The sequence below is a fragment of the Rhodophyticola porphyridii genome (genome assembly GCF_003688285.1).
GTDB lineage: Bacteria > Pseudomonadota > Alphaproteobacteria > Rhodobacterales > Rhodobacteraceae > Rhodophyticola > Rhodophyticola porphyridii.
Genome location: NZ_RCNT01000002.1, coordinates 68,713 through 90,684, shown reverse-complemented (window position 1 = coordinate 90,684; position 21,972 = coordinate 68,713). Strand labels below are relative to the sequence as shown.

25 protein-coding genes and 1 other RNA gene are annotated in these 21,972 nt (G+C 65.2%); 11 read left to right on the top strand and 15 right to left on the bottom strand.

The window, feature by feature from the left end:
- Positions 1–168 precede the first annotated feature (168 nt).
- Complete coding sequence (locus D9R08_RS04995; protein ID WP_407690593.1) at positions 169–720, top strand: peptidoglycan-binding domain-containing protein; 552 nt, start codon at positions 169–171, stop codon at positions 718–720.
- A gap of 3 nt (positions 721–723) precedes the next feature.
- On the opposite strand, the gene D9R08_RS04990 is transcribed toward D9R08_RS04995, so the two are convergent.
- The gene (locus D9R08_RS04990; RefSeq protein WP_121897261.1) at positions 724–1,578 is read right to left on the bottom strand and encodes a LysR family transcriptional regulator; all 855 of its coding nucleotides are present in this window, start codon (positions 1,576–1,578) and stop codon (positions 724–726) included.
- Positions 1,579–1,698: 120 nt separating this feature from the next.
- On the opposite strand from D9R08_RS04990, the gene D9R08_RS04985 reads away from it, so the two are divergent.
- Together D9R08_RS04985 and D9R08_RS04980 are read left to right on the top strand one after the other, a co-directional pair.
- Positions 1,699–1,911: a DUF1127 domain-containing protein gene (locus D9R08_RS04985; protein WP_121896939.1), complete on the top strand. Its 213-nt coding sequence runs from the start codon at positions 1,699–1,701 to the stop codon at positions 1,909–1,911.
- A gap of 135 nt (positions 1,912–2,046) precedes the next feature.
- Positions 2,047–2,829, top strand: a complete 783-nt coding sequence (locus D9R08_RS04980) for a Bax inhibitor-1/YccA family protein (protein ID WP_121896938.1) — start codon at positions 2,047–2,049, stop codon at positions 2,827–2,829.
- Positions 2,830–2,970: 141 nt separating this feature from the next.
- Here D9R08_RS04980 and D9R08_RS04975 read toward each other — a convergent pair whose 3' ends face one another.
- The 4 genes from D9R08_RS04975 to D9R08_RS04960 all read right to left on the bottom strand — a co-directional run bounded on the left by D9R08_RS04975 (position 2,971) and on the right by D9R08_RS04960 (position 5,969).
- Positions 2,971–3,477 (bottom strand): GNAT family N-acetyltransferase, encoded by a 507-nt coding sequence (locus D9R08_RS04975; protein WP_121896937.1) that lies wholly within the window; start codon positions 3,475–3,477, stop codon positions 2,971–2,973.
- Between the two features lie 81 nt (positions 3,478–3,558).
- On the bottom strand, positions 3,559–3,726 hold the full coding sequence (gene rpmG / locus D9R08_RS04970; protein WP_011454349.1) for a 50S ribosomal protein L33: 168 nt from the start codon (positions 3,724–3,726) through the stop codon (positions 3,559–3,561).
- A gap of 96 nt (positions 3,727–3,822) precedes the next feature.
- Complete coding sequence (gene chrA / locus D9R08_RS04965) at positions 3,823–5,100, bottom strand: chromate efflux transporter (protein ID WP_121897260.1); 1,278 nt, start codon at positions 5,098–5,100, stop codon at positions 3,823–3,825.
- Between the two features lie 176 nt (positions 5,101–5,276).
- Positions 5,277–5,969 carry a metal-dependent hydrolase gene (locus D9R08_RS04960; RefSeq protein ID WP_121896936.1) on the bottom strand — a complete coding sequence of 231 codons (693 nt, stop codon included), beginning with the start codon at positions 5,967–5,969 and terminating at the stop codon, positions 5,277–5,279.
- 325 nt (positions 5,970–6,294) lie between these two features.
- On the opposite strand from D9R08_RS04960, the gene D9R08_RS04955 reads away from it, so the two are divergent.
- The 6 genes from D9R08_RS04955 to rnpB all read left to right on the top strand — a co-directional run bounded on the left by D9R08_RS04955 (position 6,295) and on the right by rnpB (position 10,578).
- Positions 6,295–6,957 (top strand): ceramidase domain-containing protein, encoded by a 663-nt coding sequence (locus D9R08_RS04955; RefSeq protein ID WP_121896935.1) that lies wholly within the window; start codon positions 6,295–6,297, stop codon positions 6,955–6,957.
- Between the two features lie 31 nt (positions 6,958–6,988).
- Positions 6,989–7,276 carry an Asp-tRNA(Asn)/Glu-tRNA(Gln) amidotransferase subunit GatC gene (gene gatC / locus D9R08_RS04950; RefSeq protein WP_121896934.1) on the top strand — a complete coding sequence of 96 codons (288 nt, stop codon included), beginning with the start codon at positions 6,989–6,991 and terminating at the stop codon, positions 7,274–7,276.
- Complete coding sequence (gatA, locus tag D9R08_RS04945) at positions 7,276–8,760, top strand: Asp-tRNA(Asn)/Glu-tRNA(Gln) amidotransferase subunit GatA (protein ID WP_121896933.1); 1,485 nt, start codon at positions 7,276–7,278, stop codon at positions 8,758–8,760. Before gatC ends, gatA begins: the two co-directional genes overlap by 1 nt.
- 34 nt (positions 8,761–8,794) lie before the next feature.
- Entirely contained in the window at positions 8,795–9,514 is a 720-nt protein-coding gene (locus D9R08_RS04940; protein ID WP_121896932.1) for a hypothetical protein, read from the top strand.
- Positions 9,511–10,185, top strand: a complete 675-nt coding sequence (locus D9R08_RS04935) for an N-acetylmuramoyl-L-alanine amidase (protein WP_121896931.1) — start codon at positions 9,511–9,513, stop codon at positions 10,183–10,185. Before D9R08_RS04940 ends, D9R08_RS04935 begins: the two co-directional genes overlap by 4 nt.
- A gap of 12 nt (positions 10,186–10,197) precedes the next feature.
- Positions 10,198–10,578, top strand: an RNA gene (gene rnpB / locus D9R08_RS04930) — RNase P RNA component class A.
- Between the two features lie 149 nt (positions 10,579–10,727).
- Here the strand turns inward: rnpB and D9R08_RS04925 are convergent.
- Complete coding sequence (locus D9R08_RS04925; RefSeq protein ID WP_233557272.1) at positions 10,728–11,189, bottom strand: nucleoside deaminase; 462 nt, start codon at positions 11,187–11,189, stop codon at positions 10,728–10,730.
- 53 nt (positions 11,190–11,242) lie between these two features.
- Here D9R08_RS04925 and D9R08_RS04920 point away from each other — a divergent pair, with 53 nt between their 5' ends.
- Positions 11,243–12,094: a pseudouridine synthase gene (locus D9R08_RS04920; RefSeq protein ID WP_121896930.1), complete on the top strand. Its 852-nt coding sequence runs from the start codon at positions 11,243–11,245 to the stop codon at positions 12,092–12,094.
- Here D9R08_RS04920 and D9R08_RS04915 read toward each other — a convergent pair.
- The 6 genes from D9R08_RS04915 to D9R08_RS04890 form a co-directional block, all read right to left on the bottom strand.
- Positions 12,051–12,671 (bottom strand): inner membrane-spanning protein YciB, encoded by a 621-nt coding sequence (locus tag D9R08_RS04915; RefSeq protein ID WP_121896929.1) that lies wholly within the window; start codon positions 12,669–12,671, stop codon positions 12,051–12,053. The genes D9R08_RS04920 and D9R08_RS04915 overlap by 44 nt on opposite strands.
- 11 nt (positions 12,672–12,682) lie before the next feature.
- Positions 12,683–13,600 (bottom strand): EamA family transporter, encoded by a 918-nt coding sequence (locus D9R08_RS04910; protein ID WP_121896928.1) that lies wholly within the window; start codon positions 13,598–13,600, stop codon positions 12,683–12,685.
- Positions 13,601–13,679: 79 nt separating this feature from the next.
- The gene (locus D9R08_RS04905; RefSeq protein ID WP_233557269.1) at positions 13,680–14,042 is read right to left on the bottom strand and encodes a GNAT family N-acetyltransferase; all 363 of its coding nucleotides are present in this window, start codon (positions 14,040–14,042) and stop codon (positions 13,680–13,682) included.
- Positions 14,043–14,068: 26 nt separating this feature from the next.
- The gene (gene ftsY, locus D9R08_RS04900) at positions 14,069–15,565 is read right to left on the bottom strand and encodes a signal recognition particle-docking protein FtsY (RefSeq protein ID WP_121897258.1); all 1,497 of its coding nucleotides are present in this window, start codon (positions 15,563–15,565) and stop codon (positions 14,069–14,071) included.
- A 255-nt stretch (positions 15,566–15,820) separates the two neighbouring features.
- Positions 15,821–16,450, bottom strand: a complete 630-nt coding sequence (locus tag D9R08_RS04895) for a lysoplasmalogenase family protein (protein ID WP_121896926.1) — start codon at positions 16,448–16,450, stop codon at positions 15,821–15,823.
- Positions 16,451–16,457: 7 nt separating this feature from the next.
- Positions 16,458–18,155 (bottom strand): NAD(P)H-dependent oxidoreductase subunit E, encoded by a 1,698-nt coding sequence (locus tag D9R08_RS04890; RefSeq protein ID WP_121896925.1) that lies wholly within the window; start codon positions 18,153–18,155, stop codon positions 16,458–16,460.
- Positions 18,156–18,301: 146 nt separating this feature from the next.
- On the opposite strand from D9R08_RS04890, the gene D9R08_RS04885 reads away from it, so the two are divergent.
- On the top strand, positions 18,302–19,483 hold the full coding sequence (locus tag D9R08_RS04885) for an alkane 1-monooxygenase (protein WP_121896924.1): 1,182 nt from the start codon (positions 18,302–18,304) through the stop codon (positions 19,481–19,483).
- Positions 19,484–19,728: 245 nt separating this feature from the next.
- Here the strand turns inward: D9R08_RS04885 and D9R08_RS04880 are convergent, their stop codons facing one another.
- Genes D9R08_RS04880 through tatB form a run of 3 tightly spaced genes read right to left on the bottom strand, consistent with a single transcriptional unit; the run spans position 19,729 to position 21,940 of the window.
- On the bottom strand, positions 19,729–20,568 hold the full coding sequence (locus D9R08_RS04880) for an ATP-binding protein (protein WP_121896923.1): 840 nt from the start codon (positions 20,566–20,568) through the stop codon (positions 19,729–19,731).
- Positions 20,565–21,440, bottom strand: coding sequence for a twin-arginine translocase subunit TatC (tatC, locus tag D9R08_RS04875; protein WP_121896922.1), 876 nt, complete (start codon positions 21,438–21,440; stop codon positions 20,565–20,567). Before tatC ends, D9R08_RS04880 begins: the two co-directional genes overlap by 4 nt.
- Positions 21,437–21,940: a Sec-independent protein translocase protein TatB gene (gene tatB / locus D9R08_RS04870; RefSeq protein ID WP_121896921.1), complete on the bottom strand. Its 504-nt coding sequence runs from the start codon at positions 21,938–21,940 to the stop codon at positions 21,437–21,439. The genes tatC and tatB overlap by 4 nt, the downstream gene beginning before the upstream one ends.
- Positions 21,941–21,972 lie beyond the last annotated feature (32 nt).

The window sequence follows — 21,972 nt, the reverse complement described above, 5'->3', positions numbered from 1 at the left end:
GCCGGTTCGCGCCTTAAGTAGCGGGACGTGCGCGGCCTTTCCAGCCCCCAATCGACCTGCGACATTCCGGCCCCACAGATCCGCGCCATGCGCCGTACCGCTTTCGCGGACGGTCGAAATCCTGTAATCTGCCGCGAAACCGGATCAACCGGGCAGGAAAATCGCGCAGTGTATCTTCGTATCCTCTTTCCGGGCCTGCTGGCGCTTTCCGCCTGCGGCCCCGCGGCCACACCCGATATCAGCGGGCTGATCGCGCCCAACACGGTCGAGGTCAGCCGCGGCATGGGCCCGCCGGGCGCCGATCCTAACGCCTGCTACGGGCGCGAAACGACGCCCGCGGTTATTGAAACCGTCACCGACCAGATCATGCTGCAACCGCCCCAGATCGGCAGCGCGGGCGAGGTGCGGGAACCCGCCATTTTCATCACCGAAACCCGCCAGCAGATTGTCCGCGAACGCCGTGAGCTGTGGTTCGAGACCCCGTGTCAGGCGGAAATCGGCGATCCGGAATTCATCTCGACCCTGCAACGCGCGCTGGCCGCACGCGATCTTTATCGCGGACCGCCAAGCGGTATTATGGATGCCCGCACCCGCCGTGCCATCCGTGCCTTTCAGGCGCCGCAGGGGCTGGACAGCCCGATCCTGTCTCTGGCCGCCGCCCGGCAACTGGGCCTTGCGGTGTGGGATCCGGCCGCCGCCGCGGGCGGCGAGGCCGGGTAGCGCTCAGGCTGACTGAAACGCCTGACGGACCAGATCGGTCAGAGCATGGGTCGGCTCATCGCCGGCCAGATCGGCGCGGTACATGTTGATCTTGACCATCGGAAGGTCGGGCAGAGCCCCGTTATGGGCGACCCGCTCCACATAAGGCGGCTCGGTCCCCTCGATGCAGGCATGCACCGCCAGATCGGCACTGATCGAAGCTTCGACGGTCCGGGTGCTTTCGCTTTCGACGGCCATCTCCCAACTGATCCCCGCTGCATCCAGCGCTCCCTGCACCGATTTGCGGAAGATGCAGTTATGCTCGAAAGCCAGCCGCAGCGGGCGCTGCTTCCACACCTGCCCATCCTCGGCGCCCACCCAGATCAGCGACCGCTCGCGCAGGGTCTCCGCGCCCGGATCGGCACTGTTCTCGGTCGTGAGGATCACGTCGACCTCCCCCCGGCTGAACATCTCCTTCAGCCGCGAGGTGTAGGAGGACAGCAGTTGCACCTTCATCCGCGGATAGGCGGCGTTGAACCGGTGCAGCACCTGCGGGATCGCCGGGTAAACGATGTCATGGGGCACGCCGAGGGTCAGCTCGCCCTCGTATTCATTGGCGGTCAAACGGCCCAACACCTCGTCATTCAGCTCCAGCATGCGGCGGGCATAGCCCAGCATCTGTTCCCCCGCGCCGGTCAGCGACAAGCGCCGCGCGGTGCGATCAAGAAGCGAAACGCCGATCGATTCCTCCAACCGCTTCAGCTGCATCGAAACGGCCGACTGCGTCAGGTTCAGAAACCCGCTCGCCTTGGTCACGCCACCGGCATCGGCAACGGTCACAAAGGAGCGCAACGCGGTCATGTCCAGATTTCTCGCCATATCAATCTCCGTGATGAAGAACTTCAGAAACATTCGTTTTTAAAATGGACCATTCCGCTCCATATATCAAGCATCGCAATATGAAGCCGCTATTAGATCACGAAAACGAAAGGACTCGCCATGGCCCATACCGTTGCACAACACCACGTTGCCACCCCCCGCCGGGCGGGCCTGTTTCGCCTTGTCTCCAAGGCCTTTTCCGTCTGGCGCGAACGCCGCGCCCTGACCGCCCTGGACGCGCATGCGCGCAAGGATCTGGGGTTGAGCGAACAGGACATCAGCATCGAGACTGCCCGCCCGATCTGGGATGTGCCGCAAACATGGCGCCTCTGATAGGAAAAAACTATTGGATTACTGTCGCCTCGCGGCTGGCAATCGCTTGAAAAGCTGCCCGTTCTCGCCATATTCAAAGGCAAGGACGGGCGTTTTGCGTTAGAACGTCCTCTTCAACGTATCTTGGAGGTATAAATGGCAGAATTTGACACGATCCGGACTCAGGGCGCAGCCATTGGCCGAGCCGAGATCGATCAGGGCCTCCGCGCCCACATGAACAAAGTCTACGGCACCATGTCCCTGGGCATGCTGATTACCGCGGCCGCGGCATGGGCCATTTCGGTTCTGGCCGTCACCAGCGACCCGACCGGCGCGACCGTGGCGCTGCGGGAAGGTCAGTATCTGACCGGCTTGGGAGAAGTGCTTTACACCACGCCGCTGCGCTGGGTGGTGATGTTCGCGCCGCTGGCCTTCATCCTCTTCGGATGGGGCACCCTGATGCGCCGCGGTTCCGCCGCTGCCGTCAGCCTCGGCTTCTTCGTCTTCGCCGCCGTCATGGGCGTGTCGATGTCCTCGATCTTCCTGGTCTTCACCAGCTATTCGATCGTGCAGACGTTCCTCGTGACCGCCATCGCCTTCGCGGGTCTCAGCCTTTACGGCTACACCACCAAGCGCGACCTCAGCGGCATGGGCACGTTCCTTATGATGGGCGTGATCGGTCTGATCGTGGCGATGATCATCAACATCTTCCTGCAATCGCCTGCGATGATGTTCGCGATCTCGGCGATCGGTATTCTGGTCTTCGCGGGTCTGACCGCCTTCTACACCCAGGCGATCAAGTCGGAATATGTGGCCCATGCGGCCCATGGCGATCAGGAATGGCTGGAAAAGGCGGCGATCGACGGCGCGCTTGGCCTCTACATCGCCTTCCTGAACATGTTCCAGTTCCTGCTGATGTTCATGGGACAGCAGGAATAGCGCCGACGTAAGGCAGAGTTTCGGAAAAGGGCCGGTCCATGTGACCGGCCCTTTCTATTTCGCGCATATGGCGGCCGGCCTGCGTCTTCCGGGCAAGGCCCAGGCCCGCATCCCCGGCAGCTGTCGCGCGCCGCCTGTCTGTCAGAGATTTCGCATCATCTGCACCGCCGGAAAGGTGATGCCCGGGCGCAAGGCAATCTCGATATCCCCCTGCACCTCGAACCCCATGGCGGCATAGAACGGCACAGCCGTCCGCGTGCTCTGGCAACTCAGCCGGGTGATGCCAGCGGCCCGTGCGCAGTCGAATGCGTGGGTCAGAAGCGCCCTTGCCAACCCGCGCCGCGTGGCACACGGGTGGGTGACCACATGCCGGATATGCCCCAGGTCGCGCGGGCCGATGCCCCCTTGCGGGCCGGTATGGGTCCAGCCGCCGGCGGCCAGCGCACGGCCACCGCTGTCCTCGACCACATAGAACGTACCGGATCGCAGCAATCCGGGGTTCGCCCGGGAGATCAGGGGCAAGGCCGTGACCAGCACCGAGGGCGGGTAATCCGGTTTCAAGAGAACCGGATAGCTGGCCGCCAGCAGCGCATCGATGCCGACCATGTCGGCCCCGGTCGTCGGGCGCAGGATGATCTGATCCGTCATGGTGCAAAGTCCTTCTCAGGCAACAAAAAAAGGCCGCGTAGCTGATGCTGCGCGGCCCCGGTCAGTCGAATGGCGGAAAGCTTATTTGATCTTGCCTTCCTTGTATTCCACATGCTTGCGCGCAACGGGATCGTACTTACGTACGACCATCTTTTCGGTCATCGTGCGGGCGTTTTTCTTGGTCACATAGAAGTGGCCGGTGCCTGCGCTGGAATTCAGGCGGATCTTGATGGTGGTGGGCTTCGCCATGTCACAGGCTCCTTGAACGGTCGGGCCGGGGCGCGGGGCCTCGGTGAATCTCTAAGCTGAGCGGGCTTTTTATCCGTGGTGGCTCCCGTGTCAACCTCAAAACCCCGATGTCAGCAGATGGAGCGCAAGACCCGGGATCAGCATCAGGAAAATCACCTTCAGCAGATCGAGCTTCAGCCACAAAAGCAGCACAGCCGCGAGCCCCGCAAGGCCAAGCGCCGATGCCGATACGCTGCCGGGGTCCGGCATCCAGATCTGAAGCGGGCCCAGGCTTTCGCGGGTGACCTCGGAGAAAAACACATTCAGCGCGAACCAGATCGACAGGTTCAGGATCACCCCCACGACGGCGGCGGTGATCGCGTTCAACGCGCCCGTCAGCCGCGGCTGATGGCTGATCCATTCGATGTAGGGGGCGCCTGCGAAGATCCATAGGAAACAGGGTGCAAAGGTCATCCATAGCGTCACGGCGGCCGCCGCGATGCCGTAACCGGTGCCCCCCGCCTGCGAACCTGCCAGAAACCCCACGAACTCGGTGACCAGAATCAGGGGACCGGGCGTCGTTTCGGCAAGACCCAGCGCATCCATCATCTGCCCCGTCGTCAGCCAGCCGAAATCGCCCACCACCTCCTGCACCATATAGGCCAGCACCGCATAGGCGCCGCCGAAGGTGACAACCGCCAGCTTGGAGAAGAAAAGGCCCAGTTGCGTCAGCACACTGTCGGGGGCGGCCAGCCACAGGGCCGCCAGCGGGGCCAGCCAGATCACCAGCCAGATAGCGACCGTCCGGACGGTCCGGCCCGTCTTCACCGGCGGCGGCGCGGCTGTTCGCGGCACATCGCCGGCCATGAAAACCGTTCCGATCAGGGCCGCGGCCAGAATGATGAACGGAAACGGGATCTGCAGGAAGAAGATCCCGACGAAGGCTGAGGCGGCGAGCCCGTAGGCCAACCCCGACGTCAGCGCCTTTCGGCTGACCTTCAGCAGCGCCTGGATCACGATGATGATCACCGTGGCCTTGATGCCCAGAAACATCGCCTCGACCAGCGGCACCTGACCGAAGGCCGCGTAGAGCATCGCCAGCACAAGGATCACGGCGGCGCCGGGCAGCACGAACAAAAGCCCCGCGATCAGCCCGCCGGGGACACCGGCAATCCGCCAGCCCGCATAGGTGGCGAGCTGCATCGCTTCGGGGCCGGGCAGCAGCATGCAGAAGCTGAGCGCGTTCAGGAACTGTCTCTCGCTGAGCCAGGGGCGATCCTCCACCAGTTCCTTGTGCATCAGCGCGATCTGCGCCGCCGGGCCGCCGAAGGACAGAAGACCGATCCGCCCGAAGACCCGGGTCAGATCGGACAGGTCGGGGCGGTTCCGGTCCATGGTCTCGTCGGCAAGGCTCACGCCGCATTTCCTTCCGCTTCGGCCCGACCCGCCGCGCAGAACGGAAGGAGCGCAGGCCCGATTGGGGGAGCTATGCCCGAGCCCCATGACCGTGGCGTGACAAGCCCCGGCGCCAGCGCCGGCCCGCCACCCTGCCCAACCCTGAAGCCAAGGGGCTAGAGCGCAATCGTCTCCATCACGTCCGGGTCAAGAACGCGGACGCCCGGCAGCGCGGATTTCAGCTCTTCGGCATCCTGCGCCAGCATGGGGAACGTCTTGTAATGATAGGGAATAACCGTCTTGAAATTGAACAGTTGAGAGGCCGCATAGGCCGCGCGCTTCATATCCATCGTGAAATGGCCGCCGGCGCAGAGAATGCCGATCTCCGGCGCATGAAGATCCTGCAAGACCTTCATGTCCGCCATCACATCGGTATCGCCCGAGACATAGACCGTGCGCCCCTCGCCCGCAATCATGTAGCCCGCCTCGCCACCGGCATAGACCGGCCCGGCCTCCCCGCCCATGGAGGAGGAATGGGCCGCGTTGACCATGGTGACAGCCACCTCGCCGATCTGAACGGTGCCGCCCTTGTTGAAGCCCACCGTCTCGATCCCCTCGGCCTCGCCCCACCACGCCATCAGATCATAGATGCCATAGACAGGAACATCCAGCTCCCGTGCAAGGGCGGTCACGCCGCCGGTATGGTCGAAATGCCCATGGGTGATCAGAATGGCGGTCACGCCCGCATTCGCCTCGTCCCGTCGCTCAGCGGGAAACAGCGGGTTGCCGTCCTCCCACGGGTCGATCAGCAGAACCTGATCGGCGATCTCAAGGCGGACTGCCGAATGCCCAAGCCATGTGTATTTCATCTCGCGCTCCCTCTGCCGGTCCGGCGCAGGATAGCGTCCGGACCCGGGCTTGCCAATCAGCCTGCGGGGACGCCGCCGGCGCTGCAGGGTTCCGGCGTGAGGGCCGCAAGGCCACCGGCGGGCGGGGCACCACGATGAGCGGCAGAACCGCGAATGGGAGCGGGATATGTCGCAGGATCGGCGTCACAAGCACCGACACGAGAAACACACCAGACAAGGCAAGAGCGAGGATGGCCGAAAGATCGGCGGGCGTTTGCAACATGGGCCATCTCCGAGTTGCGCGGGCGGGGGAAATCCGCCATCCAAGGAAAAACGGGACAGGCCCATGGAACTGACGGCCCAGATCGACGCCTATTGCGAACGGCTCAGCCCGCATTTCTGGGCCGAACCGGTCAATGCGCTGACCAATCTGGCCTTCATTCTGGCAGCCCTTGTCATGGCCGCGCGCCTCTGGGGCCACGGCCTGCCGATCGCTTTGGTACTGACCGGGATCCTCTTTGCCATCGGGTTTGGCTCGTTCCTGTTTCACACCTATGCCACGGCCTGGGCGGCGATGGCCGATGTGATGCCGATTGCGGGGTTCATCCTGCTCTATCTCTTCGCGCTCAACCGCCATGTCTGGCGCTGGCCGTTGTGGCTCGCGCTTCTCGGCACGCTTGCGTTCCTGCCCTACGCAGCGCTGACAACGCCGATTTTCTCGGCTCTGCCGTTCTTCGACATCTCCGCTGCCTACTGGACCGTGCCGCTGGCGCTTGTGGTCTACGCCGGGCTCCTGCGCCGCCGGGCGGGTGCCCTTGCCCGCGGCATGGTGATCGGGGCGGGGCTCCTGGCGCTGTCGCTGACCGCGCGCAGCCTCGACATGCCACTCTGCGCCGCCCTGCCTCTGGGCACGCATTTCCTGTGGCATATCCTCAACGCGATCATGTTGGGCTGGATGATCGAGATTTACCGCCGTCACATGCTTGCGGCGCGCGCGGGCGGGAGCTAAACCCGCTGCGACTGAAAGGTATGGAGCACCCATGTCCATCGACAAAGACACCGCCGCCAAAGTTGCGAAACTGGCGCGCATCAAGGTTGAAGACAGCGAGCTGGACGCCCTGGCCGGGGAGTTCAACGCGATCCTCGGCTTCATCGAGCAACTGAACGAACTTGATGTCGACGATGTGGAGCCGATGACGAGCGTCACGCCCATGCGGCTGAAGCGGCGCGAGGACGTGGTGACCGATGGCAATCAGCAGGACAAGGTGCTGGCCAATGCGCCCGATGCCCGTGAAGGATTCTTTGCCGTGCCGAAGGTGGTGGAGTGATGTCCGATCTGACCCGACTGACCATCGCCGAAGCCCGCGATGCCCTGCGCAAGGGTGAAACCACCAGCGTCGAACTGACCGAGGCCTGCCTTGCCGCGATCGAGGCCGCCGGGGTGCTGGGTGCCGTTGTTCACAAGACGCCCGAGATCGCGCTGGAGAGGGCCCGCGCCGCCGATGCCCGACTGGCCGCAGGAGAGGCACCCTCGATGTGCGGCATCCCTGTGGGGATCAAGGATCTGTTCTGCACCGAAGGCGTCGCCAGCCAAGCAGGCTCGAAAATCCTCGAAGGGTTCCTGCCACCTTACGAATCCACCGTTTCGGGCCAGTTGAAAGACGCAGGCGCGGTGATGCTGGGCAAGCTGAACATGGATGAATTCGCCATGGGAAGCAGCAACGAAACCTCGGTCTATGGCAATGCGGTCAACCCGTGGCGCGCGGGCAATTCCGAGGCGGCGCTGACGCCCGGGGGCTCCTCGGGCGGCTCCGCCGCCGCCGTTGCCGCCGATCTTTGCCTTGCGGCCACCGGCACCGATACGGGCGGCTCGATCCGCCAGCCTGCCGCGCTGACCGGGATCGTCGGGCTGAAACCGACCTATGGGCGGTGTTCGCGGTGGGGCATCATTGCCTTCGCCTCCTCGCTCGATCAGGCGGGCCCCATGACCAAGACCGTGCGCGACGCGGCGATCATGGGGGCCGTGATGATGGGCCATGACCCGAAGGATTCCACCTCCGCCGATCTGCCCGTGCCCGATTTCGAGGCGATGCTGACAGGCGACATCAGGGGCAAGGTCATCGGCATTCCAAGGGAGTACCGCATGGACGGGATGCCGCAGGAGATCGAAACGCTCTGGTCCGAAGGGGCAGAGATGCTGAGGGATGCCGGCGCCAAGCTGCGCGATATCTCGCTGCCGCACACCAAATACGCCCTCCCCGCCTATTACGTGATCGCCCCGGCCGAAGCCTCGTCGAACCTCGCGCGGTACGATGGGGTGCGGTATGGCTACAGGGCCCCGTTGTCCCAGGGGGACGGCGTGACCGAGATGTACGAGAAGACCCGCGCGGAGGGGTTCGGCCCCGAGGTGAGGCGCCGGGTGATGGTCGGCACCTATGTCCTGTCGGCGGGATTTTACGATGCCTATTACAACCGCGCCCGCAAGGTCCGCGCCTTGATCAAGCGCGATTTCGAGGAGGTCTTCGACGCCGGGATCGACGCGATCCTGACGCCCGCCACCCCATCGGCGGCCTTTGAACTGGGCAGGGAGATTTCGGATCCGGTGGAGATGTATCTCAACGACGTCTTCACCGTCACCGTGAACCTCGCCGGGTTGCCCGGCATCGCGGTGCCCACCGGGCTGGACCGTCAGGGTCTGCCGCTTGGGCTGCAACTGATCGGACGACCCTGGGAAGAGGGCGATCTGCTCAACACCGCCTATGCTCTGGAACAGGCGGCTGGTTTTGTGGCGAAACCGCCGAAATGGTGGTAAACACCGCTTTCAAGAGCAAAAACGAGGTTGAGCAATGGGTAAACTGAACCTGGCCATGGCTTGCCTGCTGGTCGCCACTGCCTGTACCAGCACCCCGCCGAACGACGTGTCCCCGGGTGTCGGATTTGGCGATTACGACCGCTATGCAGCCGAACGCGCGGCACGTCAGGCCCAGTTGCAGGGCCGCGCACCGCAAACCGTGCTTCCGCCGATCGCGACCTCCACCGCGACCCCCACCGCGGCTGCGTCCACCGACAGCGTGACCGCACGCGCCGCCGCCGCCATCGCCGAAGCCGAGGGCACCGCCCCGGCCGCACCCGCGAGCGCCGCCACGCGGGTCGACACGAACAACCCGACCATCTCAGACGAGCAGGATTTTCAGGCCGTCAGCGCCCGCGAGAGCATCGAAAGCGATGCCGAACGCCGCGCACGGATGCAGGAGCAACTGGTGATCGTCCAGCCCACCGCCGTGCCCGAACGGCCGGGCACGACCGGCCCTAATGTCATCGAATACGCGCTGTCCACATCTCACCCAATCGGGGAACAGCGCTATACCCGCTCGCCGTTCGGGCGGGGCCGGCACGAGGCCAACTGCCTTGCCTATCGCTCCGACGATCTTGCGCAGGAGGCGTTTTTGTCCATGGGCGGCCCGGAACGCGACCGGCAGGCGCTGGATCCCGACGGCGACGGCTACGCCTGCGGCTGGAACCCCGCGGTCTATCGCAACGCCGCCCGGGCCGCGCGCGGCAACTGATGCGCTCACCCAATTTCGGGGAGCGTCGGGACGGGCTGACCCCTGAGCTTGTGGTGCTCCATTACACGGCGATGCAAAGCTGCGAGGCGGCGCTGCGCGCGCTTTGCGACCCGGCGCGGGAGGTGTCGGCCCATTATCTGATCTCGGAAACCGGGAAGGTCCTGCATCTGGTGGACGAAGACAGGCGCGCCTGGCATGCAGGCGCGGGCGCCTGGGCCGGCGCGGGCGATGTCAATTCGCGTTCCATCGGGATCGAACTCGCCAATGACGGCGCCAGCCCGTTTCCGGCCCCGCAGATGGACGCGTTGGAAAGGCTGCTGCGCGGTATCCTCCCCCGTCACCGCATCCCGCCCCAAGGGGTTATCGCCCATTCCGACATGACGCCCGGCCGCAAGATCGACCCCGGGCCGCGGTTCGACTGGCGGCGGCTTGCGCTTGGCGGTCTGTCGGTCTGGCCCGGACAACCCGGGCGCACCGCCCCCGACCCGGCCCGGTTTGCGGCGGATGCCGGCCTGTTCGGCTATCCCGATTGCACATCCGATCAGCTTCTGGGGGCCTTTCGCCTGCGCTTCCGCCCCTGGGGGCAGGGCCCGCTGGATGCCACCGATATGGGGATGATGGCCGAGCTTGCGGCGCGCTACGGCGTTGACCGGAGCGCCGCAAGGGCCTAGATCAACCTTCGCGCGGAGGGTCGGATGGCCGCGGGGCCCGAGGCTCCGAGGAAAGTCCGGACTCCCTGAAGCAACGGTGCCGGGTAACGCCCGGGCGGAGCAATCCGACGGAAAGCGCCACAGAAAACAAACCGCCGGTCCTTCGACCGGTAAGGGTGAAACGGTGGGGTAAGAGCCCACCGCGGGACGGGCAACCGGACCGGCACGGCAAGCCCCACCGGGAGCAATGCCAAATAGGGATCTCGCGGGGCGGATAGCCCCAGGGCCGCTTCAGCCCGAGAGATCCGGGTTGGCAGCTAAAGCCAGCGGGCGACCGCTGGCATAGAGGAATGGTCATCCATGGGCGGGACCACCCGCCTTGGACAAAATCCGGCTTACAGACCCTCCGCGCGGTCATCTCTCAAGAACCGACGTGCCGCGGGGCATTGGGGAGGGCCGTGCCGCGCGATTTGCGGGCATGGGGGCGGCCGCAGGAAGGCATCGCCCGGAGCTTCTCCCCCCTTCTCCCGACGGTCATGCCAGGTGGCCGCAGCACAAACCGGTTAGCCGGGAAACCCGCGGCGCGCGGCGAAAAAGGCGCGCAACAACGCGGCGGAGGCGTCTTCGCCAATCCCGCCATAGACCTCCGGCGTCCAATGAGCCTGCGGATGGTCGAAAATGCGCGGGCCCTGTGCCACACCGCCCGATTTCGGGTCCGCCGCGCCATAGTAGAGCCGGGAAACCCGCGCCGCGGCGATGGCGCCCGCGCAGGCCGGGCAGGGTTCCAGCGTGACATAGAGATCGCAGCCTGACAGACGCTCCGACCCGATTGCCGCGCAGGCCGCCCGGATCGCCAGCATCTCCGCGTGTGCGGTGGGGTCGGAAAGCTCGCGCATCCGGTTTCCCGCCCGTGCCAGTATCTCCTCCCCCCGCACCACCACCGCACCCACCGGCACCTCGCCACGGTCGCCCGCGGCGCGCGCCTCTGCCAGTGCGTGATCCATGAATGTGCGAAACCCGGTCATGTCCAACGGTCTTGCCGCTTTCCAACCGGCTGTCAAACCGCTAACCCGGCCCCATGACCGAAGACACCCCCAAAGGCGACCGCATCGCCAAGGTTATGGCCCGCGCCGGCGTCGCGTCCCGCCGGGAGGCCGAACGCATGATCGCCGCCGGCCGTGTCGCGGTGAACGGCGAGACCATTGCGAGCCCCGCGCTCAACGTCACCGCAAGCCACAGGATCACCGTCGATGGCCAGCCGATCGCGGCGGCGGAGCGCCCGCGCCTCTGGCTCTATCACAAGCCTCTGGGGCTGGTGACGACAAATGCGGACGAAAAGGGGCGCAGAACCGTTTTCGACGCGCTCCCGCCCGAGATGCCCCGGGTGATGAGTGTCGGCCGGCTGGATATAAACTCCGAAGGCCTCTTGCTGCTGACCAATGACGGGGAGCTGAAACGCCGGCTCGAACTGCCCTCAACCGGCTGGCTGCGCAAGTATCGGGTTCGGGTGAAGGGCGCGCCGAAAGAGGATGATCTCGCGCCGCTTCGCCAGGGCCTGAGCATCGGCGCGGAACGGTTTCAGCCGATGGAGATCACGCTTGACCGGCAGCAAGGCGCCAATGCCTGGCTGACCATCGGCATCCGTGAGGGCAAGAATCGCGAGATCCGCCGGGCCATGGGCGAAATCGGCCTGGAGGTGAACCGTCTGATCCGCGTCAGCTATGGCCCGTTCCGGCTGAACCAGATGAAGCCGGGCGCGGTGGAGGAGATCAAGCCCCGGGTCCTGCGGGATCAGCTTGGGCTCGAAGCCGCGACCGAAGGCCATGCGGAGCCCAAGCCGCGCCCCAAACGCCCGGGCCTGCGAAAGGCGCCGGCCAAGGGCAAGGCTAGCGCGCGTCCTTCTCGTCGGCCTCCTCCTCGGAAAGGCTGAACCGTTCGATCAGCCTGGCCTGGGACATGAAGACCGCAAACAGAAAGATCGGCAGGCCGAAGGTCTCGAATGTGACCCAGAATTCGGTCGATTGCGTCCGCCAGACCAGTTCATTCGCCACCGCCATCAGCGCGAATGCCCCCGCCAGACGCTTGGTCAGGACCATCCAGCCCTCCTCCCGCATCGGCAACAGGTCGCCCATCACGAACTGCAGCCAGGATTGGCCGCGCAACAGCCCGATCCCCAGCAGAACGGCGAAAAACCCGTAGACCAGCGTGGTCTTCATCTTGAAAAACCGCTCATCGTTGAACCACACGGTCAGCGCCCCGAAGACCACCACAAGAACGGCCGTAAACACCTGAATACGGGATATTTTCCGCGTCAGCACCCAAAGCGCCGCGATCGAGGCCAGAAGCAGCGGCACAAAAGCGGCAGTGACGATGATGAACCCGTCATAATCCCGCCCGGCCACGGTCAGCGTGGTGTCCTGAAACCGCATATAGGCGATGAAGAACAAAAGCGGCGGGCCCAGTTCCAGCACCGATTTCAGCCAGGGTTTGATCGATCGTTCGGCCATGCAGGCGCTCCTTATCCACCCGCCTCAACTATCACCGCACCCGCCGCAATCAACCCCATGAGTGCGGCCCTGCGGGGGCCGACCCGCTCCCCCAGAAGCAGCCAGCCGATGAGGGCGGCGAAAACGGTGGAGGTTTCGCGCAACACCGCGGCCTCCCCCACCTGATCCAGCCGCGTGGCCAGCATGATCGATCCGAAACTGCCGAATGCCACCAGCCCGCCAATCACACCGCGCAGGGCCAGCGGGCCCAAGGTCGGCGGGTCCGCCATGCGGGCATAGGCACGCCCCGCGATGAAGGGGTAAAGCATCCCGTCGATGAAGAAGAACCATGCAAGGAAGGTGAAGGGGTCAGCCGCGGCGCGGATGCCGTAGGCGTCATAGGTGGTGTAGAGCGCGACGAAAAGCCCGGTCAGCACCGCCAGCCAAAGCGCCGGGACCAGCCTGTCGCGGTCTACGGTGATCGTGCGCATGTTGTAGATGGCCAAGCCGTAGATACCGGCCAGCAGCACCGCGACGCCCAGCCATTGCACGCCGCTGAACGTCTCCCCGAAGAGAAGCCACGCGCCGATCACCGTGAACAGAGGCCCGGTCCCGCGCATCACCGGATAAACGACCGTGTAGGCGCCTCGCCGATAGCTCGCGAGCGCCGCCCATTTGTAAAGCGCGTGGATCACGAAGACGCCCGCGAAGATCGGCCACATATGCGGCTCCGGCCATGGGACGACGAAAAGCGCAAAGGGTGCCGCCATGAGCCCGTAGGACGCATCGATCGCACCGCGCGCCAGAAGCGGGTCGTGCCGCCCCTTTTGCAGCGCGCCGAAAACCGCATGCAGCAAGGCCGCCAGAAGCGCCAGACAAAGCGCCAGCCACTCGCCCGCCGCCGTGCCTTCGAGAGAGACGATCAACTCGCCCAAGGCGGCCCCTCGCATCTTCGTTTCCCGGATACCCCCGCCCGGGGCTTCGCAGCCTCACACCCGGCACGCCCCCCGAAATGGCATCCGGGTCTCACTAAACGGACCGGGCCATGCCGAAGCGCTCGGCAAAACCGAATCCGCGGTAAAGATGTTCGGCCCCCGGATCGGCGATGAGGCTGAGGTAGCAGCCTTCGGGCAGGTTGGTCTCCGCCCAGGACATCAGCCCCTCCATCACCTCCCCGCCCAGACCCTGCCGTTGCCGGTCTGGATGCACGGCGACATCGGTGATCTGTGCAAAACAGCCGCCGTCGCCGGTCAGGCGCCCCATCGCAACCAGTTGGCCCGTCTCGTCACGCAACCAGACAGCATGCAGTGTGTTGGCCAATGCGATCGCCGATGCTTCCTCGGAAAACGCCCCTAAACCGGTGATCTCCCGCAAGGTGCGGAACTCCGCCACACCTGCCGGCCGATCCGACCGCGAAATCAACCGTCCGCCCCGGTCAGCGCGCGGGCGAACTCCTCCGGGTCGAACGGGGCCAGATCGTCGATCTGCTCGCCGACCCCGATGGCGTGGATCGGCAGGCCGAACTTGTCGGCCAGTGCCACAAGCACGCCGCCCTTGGCGGTGCCGTCCAGCTTGGTCATCACAAGGCCGGTCACATCGGCCATCTTCTGGAATGTCTCCACCTGAGACAGGGCGTTCTGCCCGGTGGTCGCATCCAGCACCAGCAGTGTATTGTGGGGTGCGTCGGGATCCTTCTTGCGGATCACGCGGACGATCTTGGCCAGTTCCTCCATCAGGTCAGCCCGGTTCTGCAACCGCCCGGCAGTGTCGATCATCAGCAGATCGGCGCCTTCGGCCTCCGCCTTCGTCATCGCGTCGAAGGCGAGCGCGGCGGGGTCCGATCCTTCGGGCGCGGTCAGAACCGGCACCCCCGCCCGTTCCCCCCAGACCTGCAACTGCTCCACCGCGGCGGCGCGGAACGTGTCGCCCGCGGCGATCACCACCTGCTTGCCCGCCGCCTTGAACTGGCTGGCGAGCTTGCCGATGGTCGTGGTCTTGCCGGAGCCGTTCACGCCCACGACCAGCACGACCTGCGGTTTCCTGGGGTAGATCGGCAGCGGCCGGGCCACAGGTTCCATCACGCGAGCGATCTCGGCTGCCAGAAGGCCCTTGATCTCCTCCGCGCTCAGCATCTTGCCATAGCGCCCTTCGGCCATGTTGGCGGTGACCCGCAATGCCGTGTCCACACCCATATCGGCGGAGATCAGCAGTTCCTCCAGCCGCTCCAGCATGTCGTCATCCAGCGCCCGGCGCGGCACGGCGCTGCGCCCGATGATGCGGCCCAGAAGGCCGGGTTTGGCCTCCGGCTCCGAAATCCGTTCCGCCGTCAGGTCGACGCGCAGCGGCTCTACGTCTGGCTCTGGCTCTGGCTCTGGCTCTGGCTCTGGCTCTGGCTCTGGCTCTGGCTCTGGCTCTGGCTCTGGCTCTGGCTCTGGCTCTGGCTCTGGCTCTGGCTCTGGCTCTGGCTCTGGCTCTGGCTCTGGCTCTGGCTCTGGCTCTGGCTCTGGCTCTGGCTCTGGCTCTGGCTCTGGCTCTGGCTCTGGCTCTGGCTCTGGCTCTGGCTCTGGCTCTGGCTCTGGCTCTGGCTCTGGCTCTGGCTCTGGCTCTGGCTCTGGCTCTGGCTCTGGCTCTGGCTCTGGCTCTGGCTCTGGCTCTGGCTCTGGCTCTGGCTCTGGCTCTGGCTCTGGCTCTGGCTCTGGCTCTGGCTCTGGCTCTGGCTCTGGCTCTGGCTCTGGCTCTGGCTCTGGCTCTGGCTCTGGCTCTGGCTCTGGCTCTGGCTCTGGCTCTGGCTCTGGCTCTGGCTCTGGCTCTGGCTCTGGCTCTGGCTCTGGCTCTGGCTCTGGCTCTGGCTCTGGCTCTGGCTCTGGCTCTGGCTCTGGCTCTGGCTCTGGCTCTGGCTCTGAAATCGCGTTCATTGCCGGTTGCGGCAAGACCTCTTCGACCGGATTGGCCGGTTCCTCGGGCGCGTCCGCGGCCCCGTCCTCGATGATCGCATCCAACCCTTCATCGATCTTCGACGAGGATTTGAACATCCGATCCTTAAGTTTCTTGAAAAACGACATCGCGCCCTGCCCCAACTCACCTGGTCTTCCTCACCTAATACGCAAGCCGGGCGCTGAAAAGCCCAACTCCCCGGCGGCGGCATGTCACGCGGGCGCGGGCCCGCGCGCTCAGACCTGCAGAAACCCGGCGGTCAGGCAGGCCACGGCGGGCCAGTATGTGGCCCAGACCGCATAGGCGAGCCCGCGCTTCACACGCGCCGGGACCCGGTCGAATAGCGATAGTGCGATCAGCGCATCGGAAAGGATGAACAGCGCCGCGCCGAGCATCCACCAGACCACGCCGGAGGCCAGCGCCATCCAGCCCATACCCAAGAGAAGCGGCGCGTAGAGACCCACCAATCCGCGTGTCAGGATGCCGCCCGAGCCCAGACCAAGAGCCACGATCCCGCCCAGCGCCAGGAGGATCAGAAGCGGCCAGGGCCGCCCCGTGTCCACGCCCAGCGCCACGGAGACGTCCACGCCGAAGCCCGCCACGAACAGAATCTGCGCAAGGGAGAACCAGAATACACCGATCCCGAAGGCCCGCTCCCCCGGCCGCGACAGGGCCAGATCGCCCATGGCCGCCGCGCCAAGGCCCGCAACCGCGACACCCGGCGCGCCACCCAGGGCCGCCGCCAGCGCCAGGGCCAGCACGCTGCCGGTTTTCGCCGCGCTTCGCAGCCGGTCAGGCGGGCCCGCGGCCATCCACAGATAGATCAGCGACAGCGCCGCCCCGAACAGACCCGCCGCGACCGTCACGACCGCCTCACACCTCGTCCGGGAAATGCTTCATGGTCAGGCGGATCGGGTTAGGCGCCGCCTGACCCAGCCCGCAGATAGAGGCATCGGCCATCGCCACGCAGAGCTCCTCCAGCAGCGGCCGGTCCCATTTGTCAGCCTGCATCAGCTTCACCGCCTTCTCGCATCCGACCCGGCAGGGCGTGCATTGCCCGCAGCTTTCCGCCTCGAAAAACCGCAGCATGTTGAGCGCCGCCGCCTTCGCGCTGTCCTGATCGCTCAACACCACCACGGCGGCCGAACCGATGAACGAGCCCAGGGGCTGCAATGTGTCGAAATCCAGCGGCACATCGTCGATGAATGCCGGCAGCAGCCCCGACGACGGCCCGCCGGGCTGATAGGCCTTGAACACATGCCCCTCGGCCATGCCGCCCGCGACCTCGATGATGTCCCGGATGGTCGATCCGGCGGGCAGCAGATAGACGCCCGGCATCGCGACCCGGCCAGAGACCGAATAGCTTCTGAGACCTGTCCGGCCATTCTTCTCGATCGCGTTCAGAACCGACGGCCCCTCGCGGCAGACCCGCGCGACCCAGTGCAGGGTTTCGACATTGTGGACCAGTGTCGGGCGCCCGAAGACGCCCACCTGCGCCACGAAGGGCGGGCGATGCCTTGGCAGGCCGCGCTTGCCCTCGATCGATTCGATCATCGCGCTCTCCTCGCCGCAGATATACGCACCCGCGCCGCGCCGCAGATCTATGAAGCCCTTATCCACAAGAGCCGCGTCTTCCAGTGCTTTGATTTCACGCCGTAATATTTCAAGCACCGACGGATATTCATCCCGCATGTAGATAAAACAGGTCTTCGCCTCCACGGCCCAGGCGGCGATCAGCATGCCTTCCAGAAAAAGATGAGGAACCCGCTCAAGATAGTAGCGATCCTTGAATGTTCCGGGCTCGCCCTCGTCTCCGTTTACGGCCAGATAGCGCGGCCCGTCATTGGCGCGCACAAATCCCCATTTCCGGCCCGAGGGGAAGCCTGCACCACCCAGGCCGCGCAACCCGGACGCCAGCAGATCCTCCTGCACCGCTTCCCAGTCCCCGGCTTCGCGCAGGCGTTTCAGCACCTGGTAACCGCCCGCGGCGAGATATCCGTCGAGACGCTCGTAATCGGGCAGATGGGCATGGGTGTCGCCCGCCGCGATCGCCGCCTCTACCTTGGCCGGATCGGCGTGGTCGATGTGATTATGGCCCAGCTCAAGCACCGGCGCCGTGTCGCAGCGCCCCATGCAGGGCGCGGTGACGACGCGGACCTGGGAGGCGTCCAGCCCGCTTTCCAGCGCCGCCTTCAGCGCCTGGGCGCCCGCCAGTTCGCAACTGAGCGAGTCGCAGACCCGGATCGTCAAGGCGGGCGGCGGGGTCTCCTCTTCCTTCACCAGATCGAAATGAGCGTAGAAACTGGCCACCTCCCAGATCTCCGCCATCGGCAATCTCATCTCTTCGGCAAGCGCCCTCAGATGCCGCGCGGACAGATGCCCGTACGCGTCCTGAATCAGATGCAGATGCTCGATCAGCAGATCGCGCCGACGTGGCCGCTCGCCCAGAAGCGCCCGCACCTCCGCCAGCGCCGCATCCTCGTACTGACGGCCCTTGGGCGTTTTCCGGCCCTTGCCGCGGCCCGATTTCCAGACCCCCTTGCCGGGGGTTTTCTTCTCATCCAGCGCCATGTGCCGGCCCTTCCGCGTTTGCCTGCCTCCGTTCTAACCGGCCTGACTTGCCAAAGCCCACCAAAACCGACATCGTTTTGCCCCAAAACGCAGGCATGCTACCTCCGCCATGGGGAATCGCCCTGCGCCAAGCCCAAGGAACGCCCATGCCTGTGATCGCCCGCTATGCCGTGGCCACGCTGACCCCGCTCCTGCTTCTGATCCTCGGCAGCTTTTTCGCCGCGCCCTTCGGGCTGGCGGCACTTGTCTGGCTCACGCTGCTGGCGGCCTTTCTGGATCAGGTGCTCGCCCCGCCCCCCTACGACCCCGACGGTCACGAACCGTGGTCCGACCGGCTGTCGGCGGTTCTGGCCATCGGCCATCTGGCGCTGATCCCTCTGGTTCTGACCGCGCTGGCTGGATCGACGCTGGATTTCGGACAGAAATGCGCGCTTCTTCTCGCCACGGCCTCGTTTTTCGGTCAGGTCAGCCATCCCAACGCACATGAGCTGATCCACCGGCGCAAGCGCTGGCTCGCCAGTCTGGGGGCGCTGGTCTACACGACCGTGCTGTTCGGGCATCACGTCTCCGCCCACCGGCTGGTGCATCACCGGTATGTGGGCACCGATCAGGATCCCAACACACCGCTGCCCGGCGAAGGGTTCTGGGAATATGCTCCCCGCGCCTGGACCGGCAGTTTCGAAGCCGGGCTTGCACAGGAGATCGACCGCCTTGACCGCAAGGGCAAACCCGCACGATCGGTCCGCAACCCCTATTACCTCTGGGTCGGCGGCGGTATCGTCATGCTGTTTCTGGCCATCGACCTTGCCGGCATACTGGGCTTTCTGGCCTTCCTTGCGCTGGCCGTCCTCACGCATCTGCAAATTCTGCTCAGCGACTACATCCAGCATTACGGGCTGCAACGGCTGGAGCTTCCGGGCGGCCGCATCGAACCGGTCGCCGCCCATCACAGCTGGAACGCGCCCAAGGGATTCTCCAGCTACCTGATGATGAACGCGCCCAGCCATTCAGAACACCACATGCATCCCGACCGGCACTACGACCAGCTCGACACGACGGCCCGGGTGCCCACCCTGCCCTATTCCGTCCCGATCATGGCCGCGCTCGCCACCATCCCGCCGGTCTGGCACCGGGTGATGGACCGACGCGCGATGAAGGTGATGGAACAGGCCGAAAAGCGCCTGCGGCAAACCCCTGCCCCGATCCGGCCCCGCCACCCCGATGTGACGCCGCGCAAGGCGCAGACGGCGCCGTCCCGGAACCCGGTTACTGAAGAGGACGAGGTTGATGCCCTGATCGCCCGCGTGACCGCAGAGCCCGGCGAATAGCATCCCGCATTGCCGGGCCGCAGTTGCTGTCGGACGCACGGAAACCGGACAGCTAAGTGGCGCAGTACCGAGCCTGCCCCGGACGATAGACAGCCTGCTGCCAACGAAACACCCGCGCCGCCGGTATGGGGAAGGCCGCACGCGCCTCTACCCGCATCCGAACACCCGGTCGCCCACCTGATTACCCGGTCACCGCTGCTTTGCGTAACGGATGTCCCGGGCTTCGGCGCGCAGCCCCCTGCAAATCAGAGCTTCACACCCCGCCGCCCGGCCAGATCGGTGAAATACTGCCAGGCCACACGGCCCGAACGTGCACCGCGCGTGGCCTGCCACTCGATCGCTTCGGCGGTCAGCGTCTCCTCGTCGATCTCCACCCCATGCGCCTCGCAATAGCCGCGGATCATCGCCAGATACTCTTCCTGACTGCACGGATGGAACCCGAGCCAGAGACCGAACCGGTCGGAGAGAGACACCTTCTCTTCCACCGCCTCGGACGGGTTGATCGCACTGGAACGCTCGTTTTCGATCATGTCGCGGGGCATCAGATGCCGGCGGTTCGACGTCGCATAGAAAATCACGTTCTCCGGCCGGCCCTCCACGCCGCCATCCAGCACCGCCTTCAGCGATTTGTAATGGGTGTCGTCATGGGAAAAAGACAGATCGTCGCAAAACAGAAGAACCCGCACCGGCGCGGCGCGCAGCAAGCCCAGCAACCGCCCGATGGAGGGCAGATCCTCGCGCTGCACCTCGACCAGTTTCACGGCCGGAGCCTGCGACAGCACCTCCGCATGCACCGCCTTGACCAGCGATGACTTCCCCATGCCCCGCGCACCCCAGAGCAACGCGTTGTTCGCCGGCAGCCCGCGGGCAAACTGCGCCGTGTTTTCCAGAAGCGTATCCCGCGCCCGGTCGATCCCCAGCAGCAGCGGCAGGTCGATCCGATTGACGCGCGCCACCGGCTCCAGACGGTCCGGCGCCGTGTGCCAGACAAATGCCTCCGCCGCGTCCCATTCCGGAGCGCAGGCGGGCACAGGGCTCAGCCGCTCCAGCGCCTCGGCAATCCGCGTCAGAACCGTTTCAGTCATACCTTGAGGTCTTCTTCATCCTCGTCATCCAGCAGCCCTTCGGCCCGCAGCCGCGCATCGCGCCGCTTCTCGACCAGGCGCACAAGCTGAATGGAGATTTCATAGAGGCCATAGACCACGACGAACAAGATCAGCTGCGTGATCACATCGGGCGGGGTGACAAGGGCCGCCAGTGTCAGAATGGCGACCACGGCCCATTTGCGCATATTGCCCAGCCCTTCGGCACTGACCAGCCCGGCCTTGCCCATCAGCGTCAGCAGCACGGGCAACTGGAAACAGAGTCCGAAGGCAAAGATGAACTTCAGTGCCAGATCGGTGGATTCACGGATCGAGCCGAGGAAAACCGTGCGCAGCTCAGTGGTGTCGTCCGACAGCGTCGGCACCTCGGACCCGGTGATATAGGCGGTCAGCAGCGGGATCGCGTCGGCAAATCCGATGAAGAAATTCATCGCCAGCGGCGTCACCACGAAATGCGCGAAGGACGCCCCCAGCAGGAACAAGAGGGGCGAGGCAATCAGGAACGGCAGAAAGGCATTCTGCTCCGAGCGGTAGAGACCCGGCGCCACGAAACGCCACAACTGGTGGCCGATGATCGGAAAGGCCAGTGCGAACCCCCCGATGACCGAGATCCGCACCAACACGAAAAACTGTTCCTGCGGCGCGGTGAAAATCAGTTCCGGGCTTTGCCCGCGCGCGATCAGAACGTCGATCAGGGGCTGCTGGATCAAGTTCAGGAGCGGTTGCGCCACCGTGAAACAGGCCACCATCGCCACAACGAAGGCCAGTACGGACCGGATCAGCCGGGTGCGCAACTCCGCCAGATGCTCGATCAGCGGGGCGGCACTGTCGTCGATTTGGTCGTTGTCGTTCATGCGGTGCCGGTTCCGGTCCGCGGTTCCGCCGGTTCGATCTGCGTCTCTTCGGATGAGGCAGATCCGCCGTCAGGATCGGGCGCGGCTGCAGGGGGCGTCTCGTCGGGCGCGACGGCCGCAAGCTTCGCATTGCGGATCTCGTCCTCGCGGGCGCGGCGGACCGCATCAGCCTTCTCCCGCGCGGCCTTGGCCTCGGCGGCGCGTTTCTCGGCCATCGCGCGGGTCTCGCTGCCTTCTTCGAACTTCGTCGGGTCGATATCCTCGAACGCCTTGTTGACCGCATCCAGCCCCATTTTCTTGGGGTTGCTCATCGCGCGCAGATCCTTGCTCAGATCCTTCATGCCGGTCTCGCCTGCGGCATCATCCATCGCCCGGCTGAAATCCTTGGCCATACCGCGGATGCGCCCGGTGATCTGGCCGAAGGTGCGGAACATCTTGGGCAGGTCTTTGGGACCGACGACGATCAACGCCACGATCCCGATCACCAACAACTCCATCATGCCTATGTCCGGCATATCCCTGCCTTATGGTT

What these genes read in the sequence shown, in the direction of transcription:
- D9R08_RS04985 (WP_121896939.1), top strand. Translation starts at nt 1,699, where the DNA reads ATGGCCCATACCGTTGCACAACACCACGTTGCCACCCCCCGCCGGGCG.
- D9R08_RS04920 (WP_121896930.1), top strand. Translation starts at nt 11,243, where the DNA reads ATGACCGAAGACACCCCCAAAGGCGACCGCATCGCCAAGGTTATGGCC.
- gatC (WP_121896934.1), top strand. Translation starts at nt 6,989, where the DNA reads ATGTCCATCGACAAAGACACCGCCGCCAAAGTTGCGAAACTGGCGCGC.
- D9R08_RS04975 (WP_121896937.1), bottom strand. Translation starts at nt 3,477, where the DNA reads ATGACGGATCAGATCATCCTGCGCCCGACGACCGGGGCCGACATGGTC.
- chrA (WP_121897260.1), bottom strand. Translation starts at nt 5,100, where the DNA reads ATGGACCGGAACCGCCCCGACCTGTCCGATCTGACCCGGGTCTTCGGG.
- D9R08_RS04910 (WP_121896928.1), bottom strand. Translation starts at nt 13,600, where the DNA reads ATGCGAGGGGCCGCCTTGGGCGAGTTGATCGTCTCTCTCGAAGGCACG.
- D9R08_RS04955 (WP_121896935.1), top strand. Translation starts at nt 6,295, where the DNA reads ATGGAACTGACGGCCCAGATCGACGCCTATTGCGAACGGCTCAGCCCG.
- D9R08_RS04925 (WP_233557272.1), bottom strand. Translation starts at nt 11,189, where the DNA reads ATGACCGGGTTTCGCACATTCATGGATCACGCACTGGCAGAGGCGCGC.
- D9R08_RS04890 (WP_121896925.1), bottom strand. Translation starts at nt 18,155, where the DNA reads ATGGCGCTGGATGAGAAGAAAACCCCCGGCAAGGGGGTCTGGAAATCG.
- ftsY (WP_121897258.1), bottom strand. Translation starts at nt 15,565, where the DNA reads ATGAACGCGATTTCAGAGCCAGAGCCAGAGCCAGAGCCAGAGCCAGAG.
- tatC (WP_121896922.1), bottom strand. Translation starts at nt 21,440, where the DNA reads ATGAACGACAACGACCAAATCGACGACAGTGCCGCCCCGCTGATCGAG.
- D9R08_RS04885 (WP_121896924.1), top strand. Translation starts at nt 18,302, where the DNA reads ATGCCTGTGATCGCCCGCTATGCCGTGGCCACGCTGACCCCGCTCCTG.
- rpmG (WP_011454349.1), bottom strand. Translation starts at nt 3,726, where the DNA reads ATGGCGAAGCCCACCACCATCAAGATCCGCCTGAATTCCAGCGCAGGC.
- D9R08_RS04980 (WP_121896938.1), top strand. Translation starts at nt 2,047, where the DNA reads ATGGCAGAATTTGACACGATCCGGACTCAGGGCGCAGCCATTGGCCGA.
- D9R08_RS04990 (WP_121897261.1), bottom strand. Translation starts at nt 1,578, where the DNA reads ATGGCGAGAAATCTGGACATGACCGCGTTGCGCTCCTTTGTGACCGTT.
- gatA (WP_121896933.1), top strand. Translation starts at nt 7,276, where the DNA reads ATGTCCGATCTGACCCGACTGACCATCGCCGAAGCCCGCGATGCCCTG.
- D9R08_RS04940 (WP_121896932.1), top strand. Translation starts at nt 8,795, where the DNA reads ATGGGTAAACTGAACCTGGCCATGGCTTGCCTGCTGGTCGCCACTGCC.
- tatB (WP_121896921.1), bottom strand. Translation starts at nt 21,940, where the DNA reads ATGATGGAGTTGTTGGTGATCGGGATCGTGGCGTTGATCGTCGTCGGT.
- D9R08_RS04880 (WP_121896923.1), bottom strand. Translation starts at nt 20,568, where the DNA reads ATGACTGAAACGGTTCTGACGCGGATTGCCGAGGCGCTGGAGCGGCTG.
- D9R08_RS04915 (WP_121896929.1), bottom strand. Translation starts at nt 12,671, where the DNA reads ATGGCCGAACGATCGATCAAACCCTGGCTGAAATCGGTGCTGGAACTG.
- D9R08_RS04960 (WP_121896936.1), bottom strand. Translation starts at nt 5,969, where the DNA reads ATGAAATACACATGGCTTGGGCATTCGGCAGTCCGCCTTGAGATCGCC.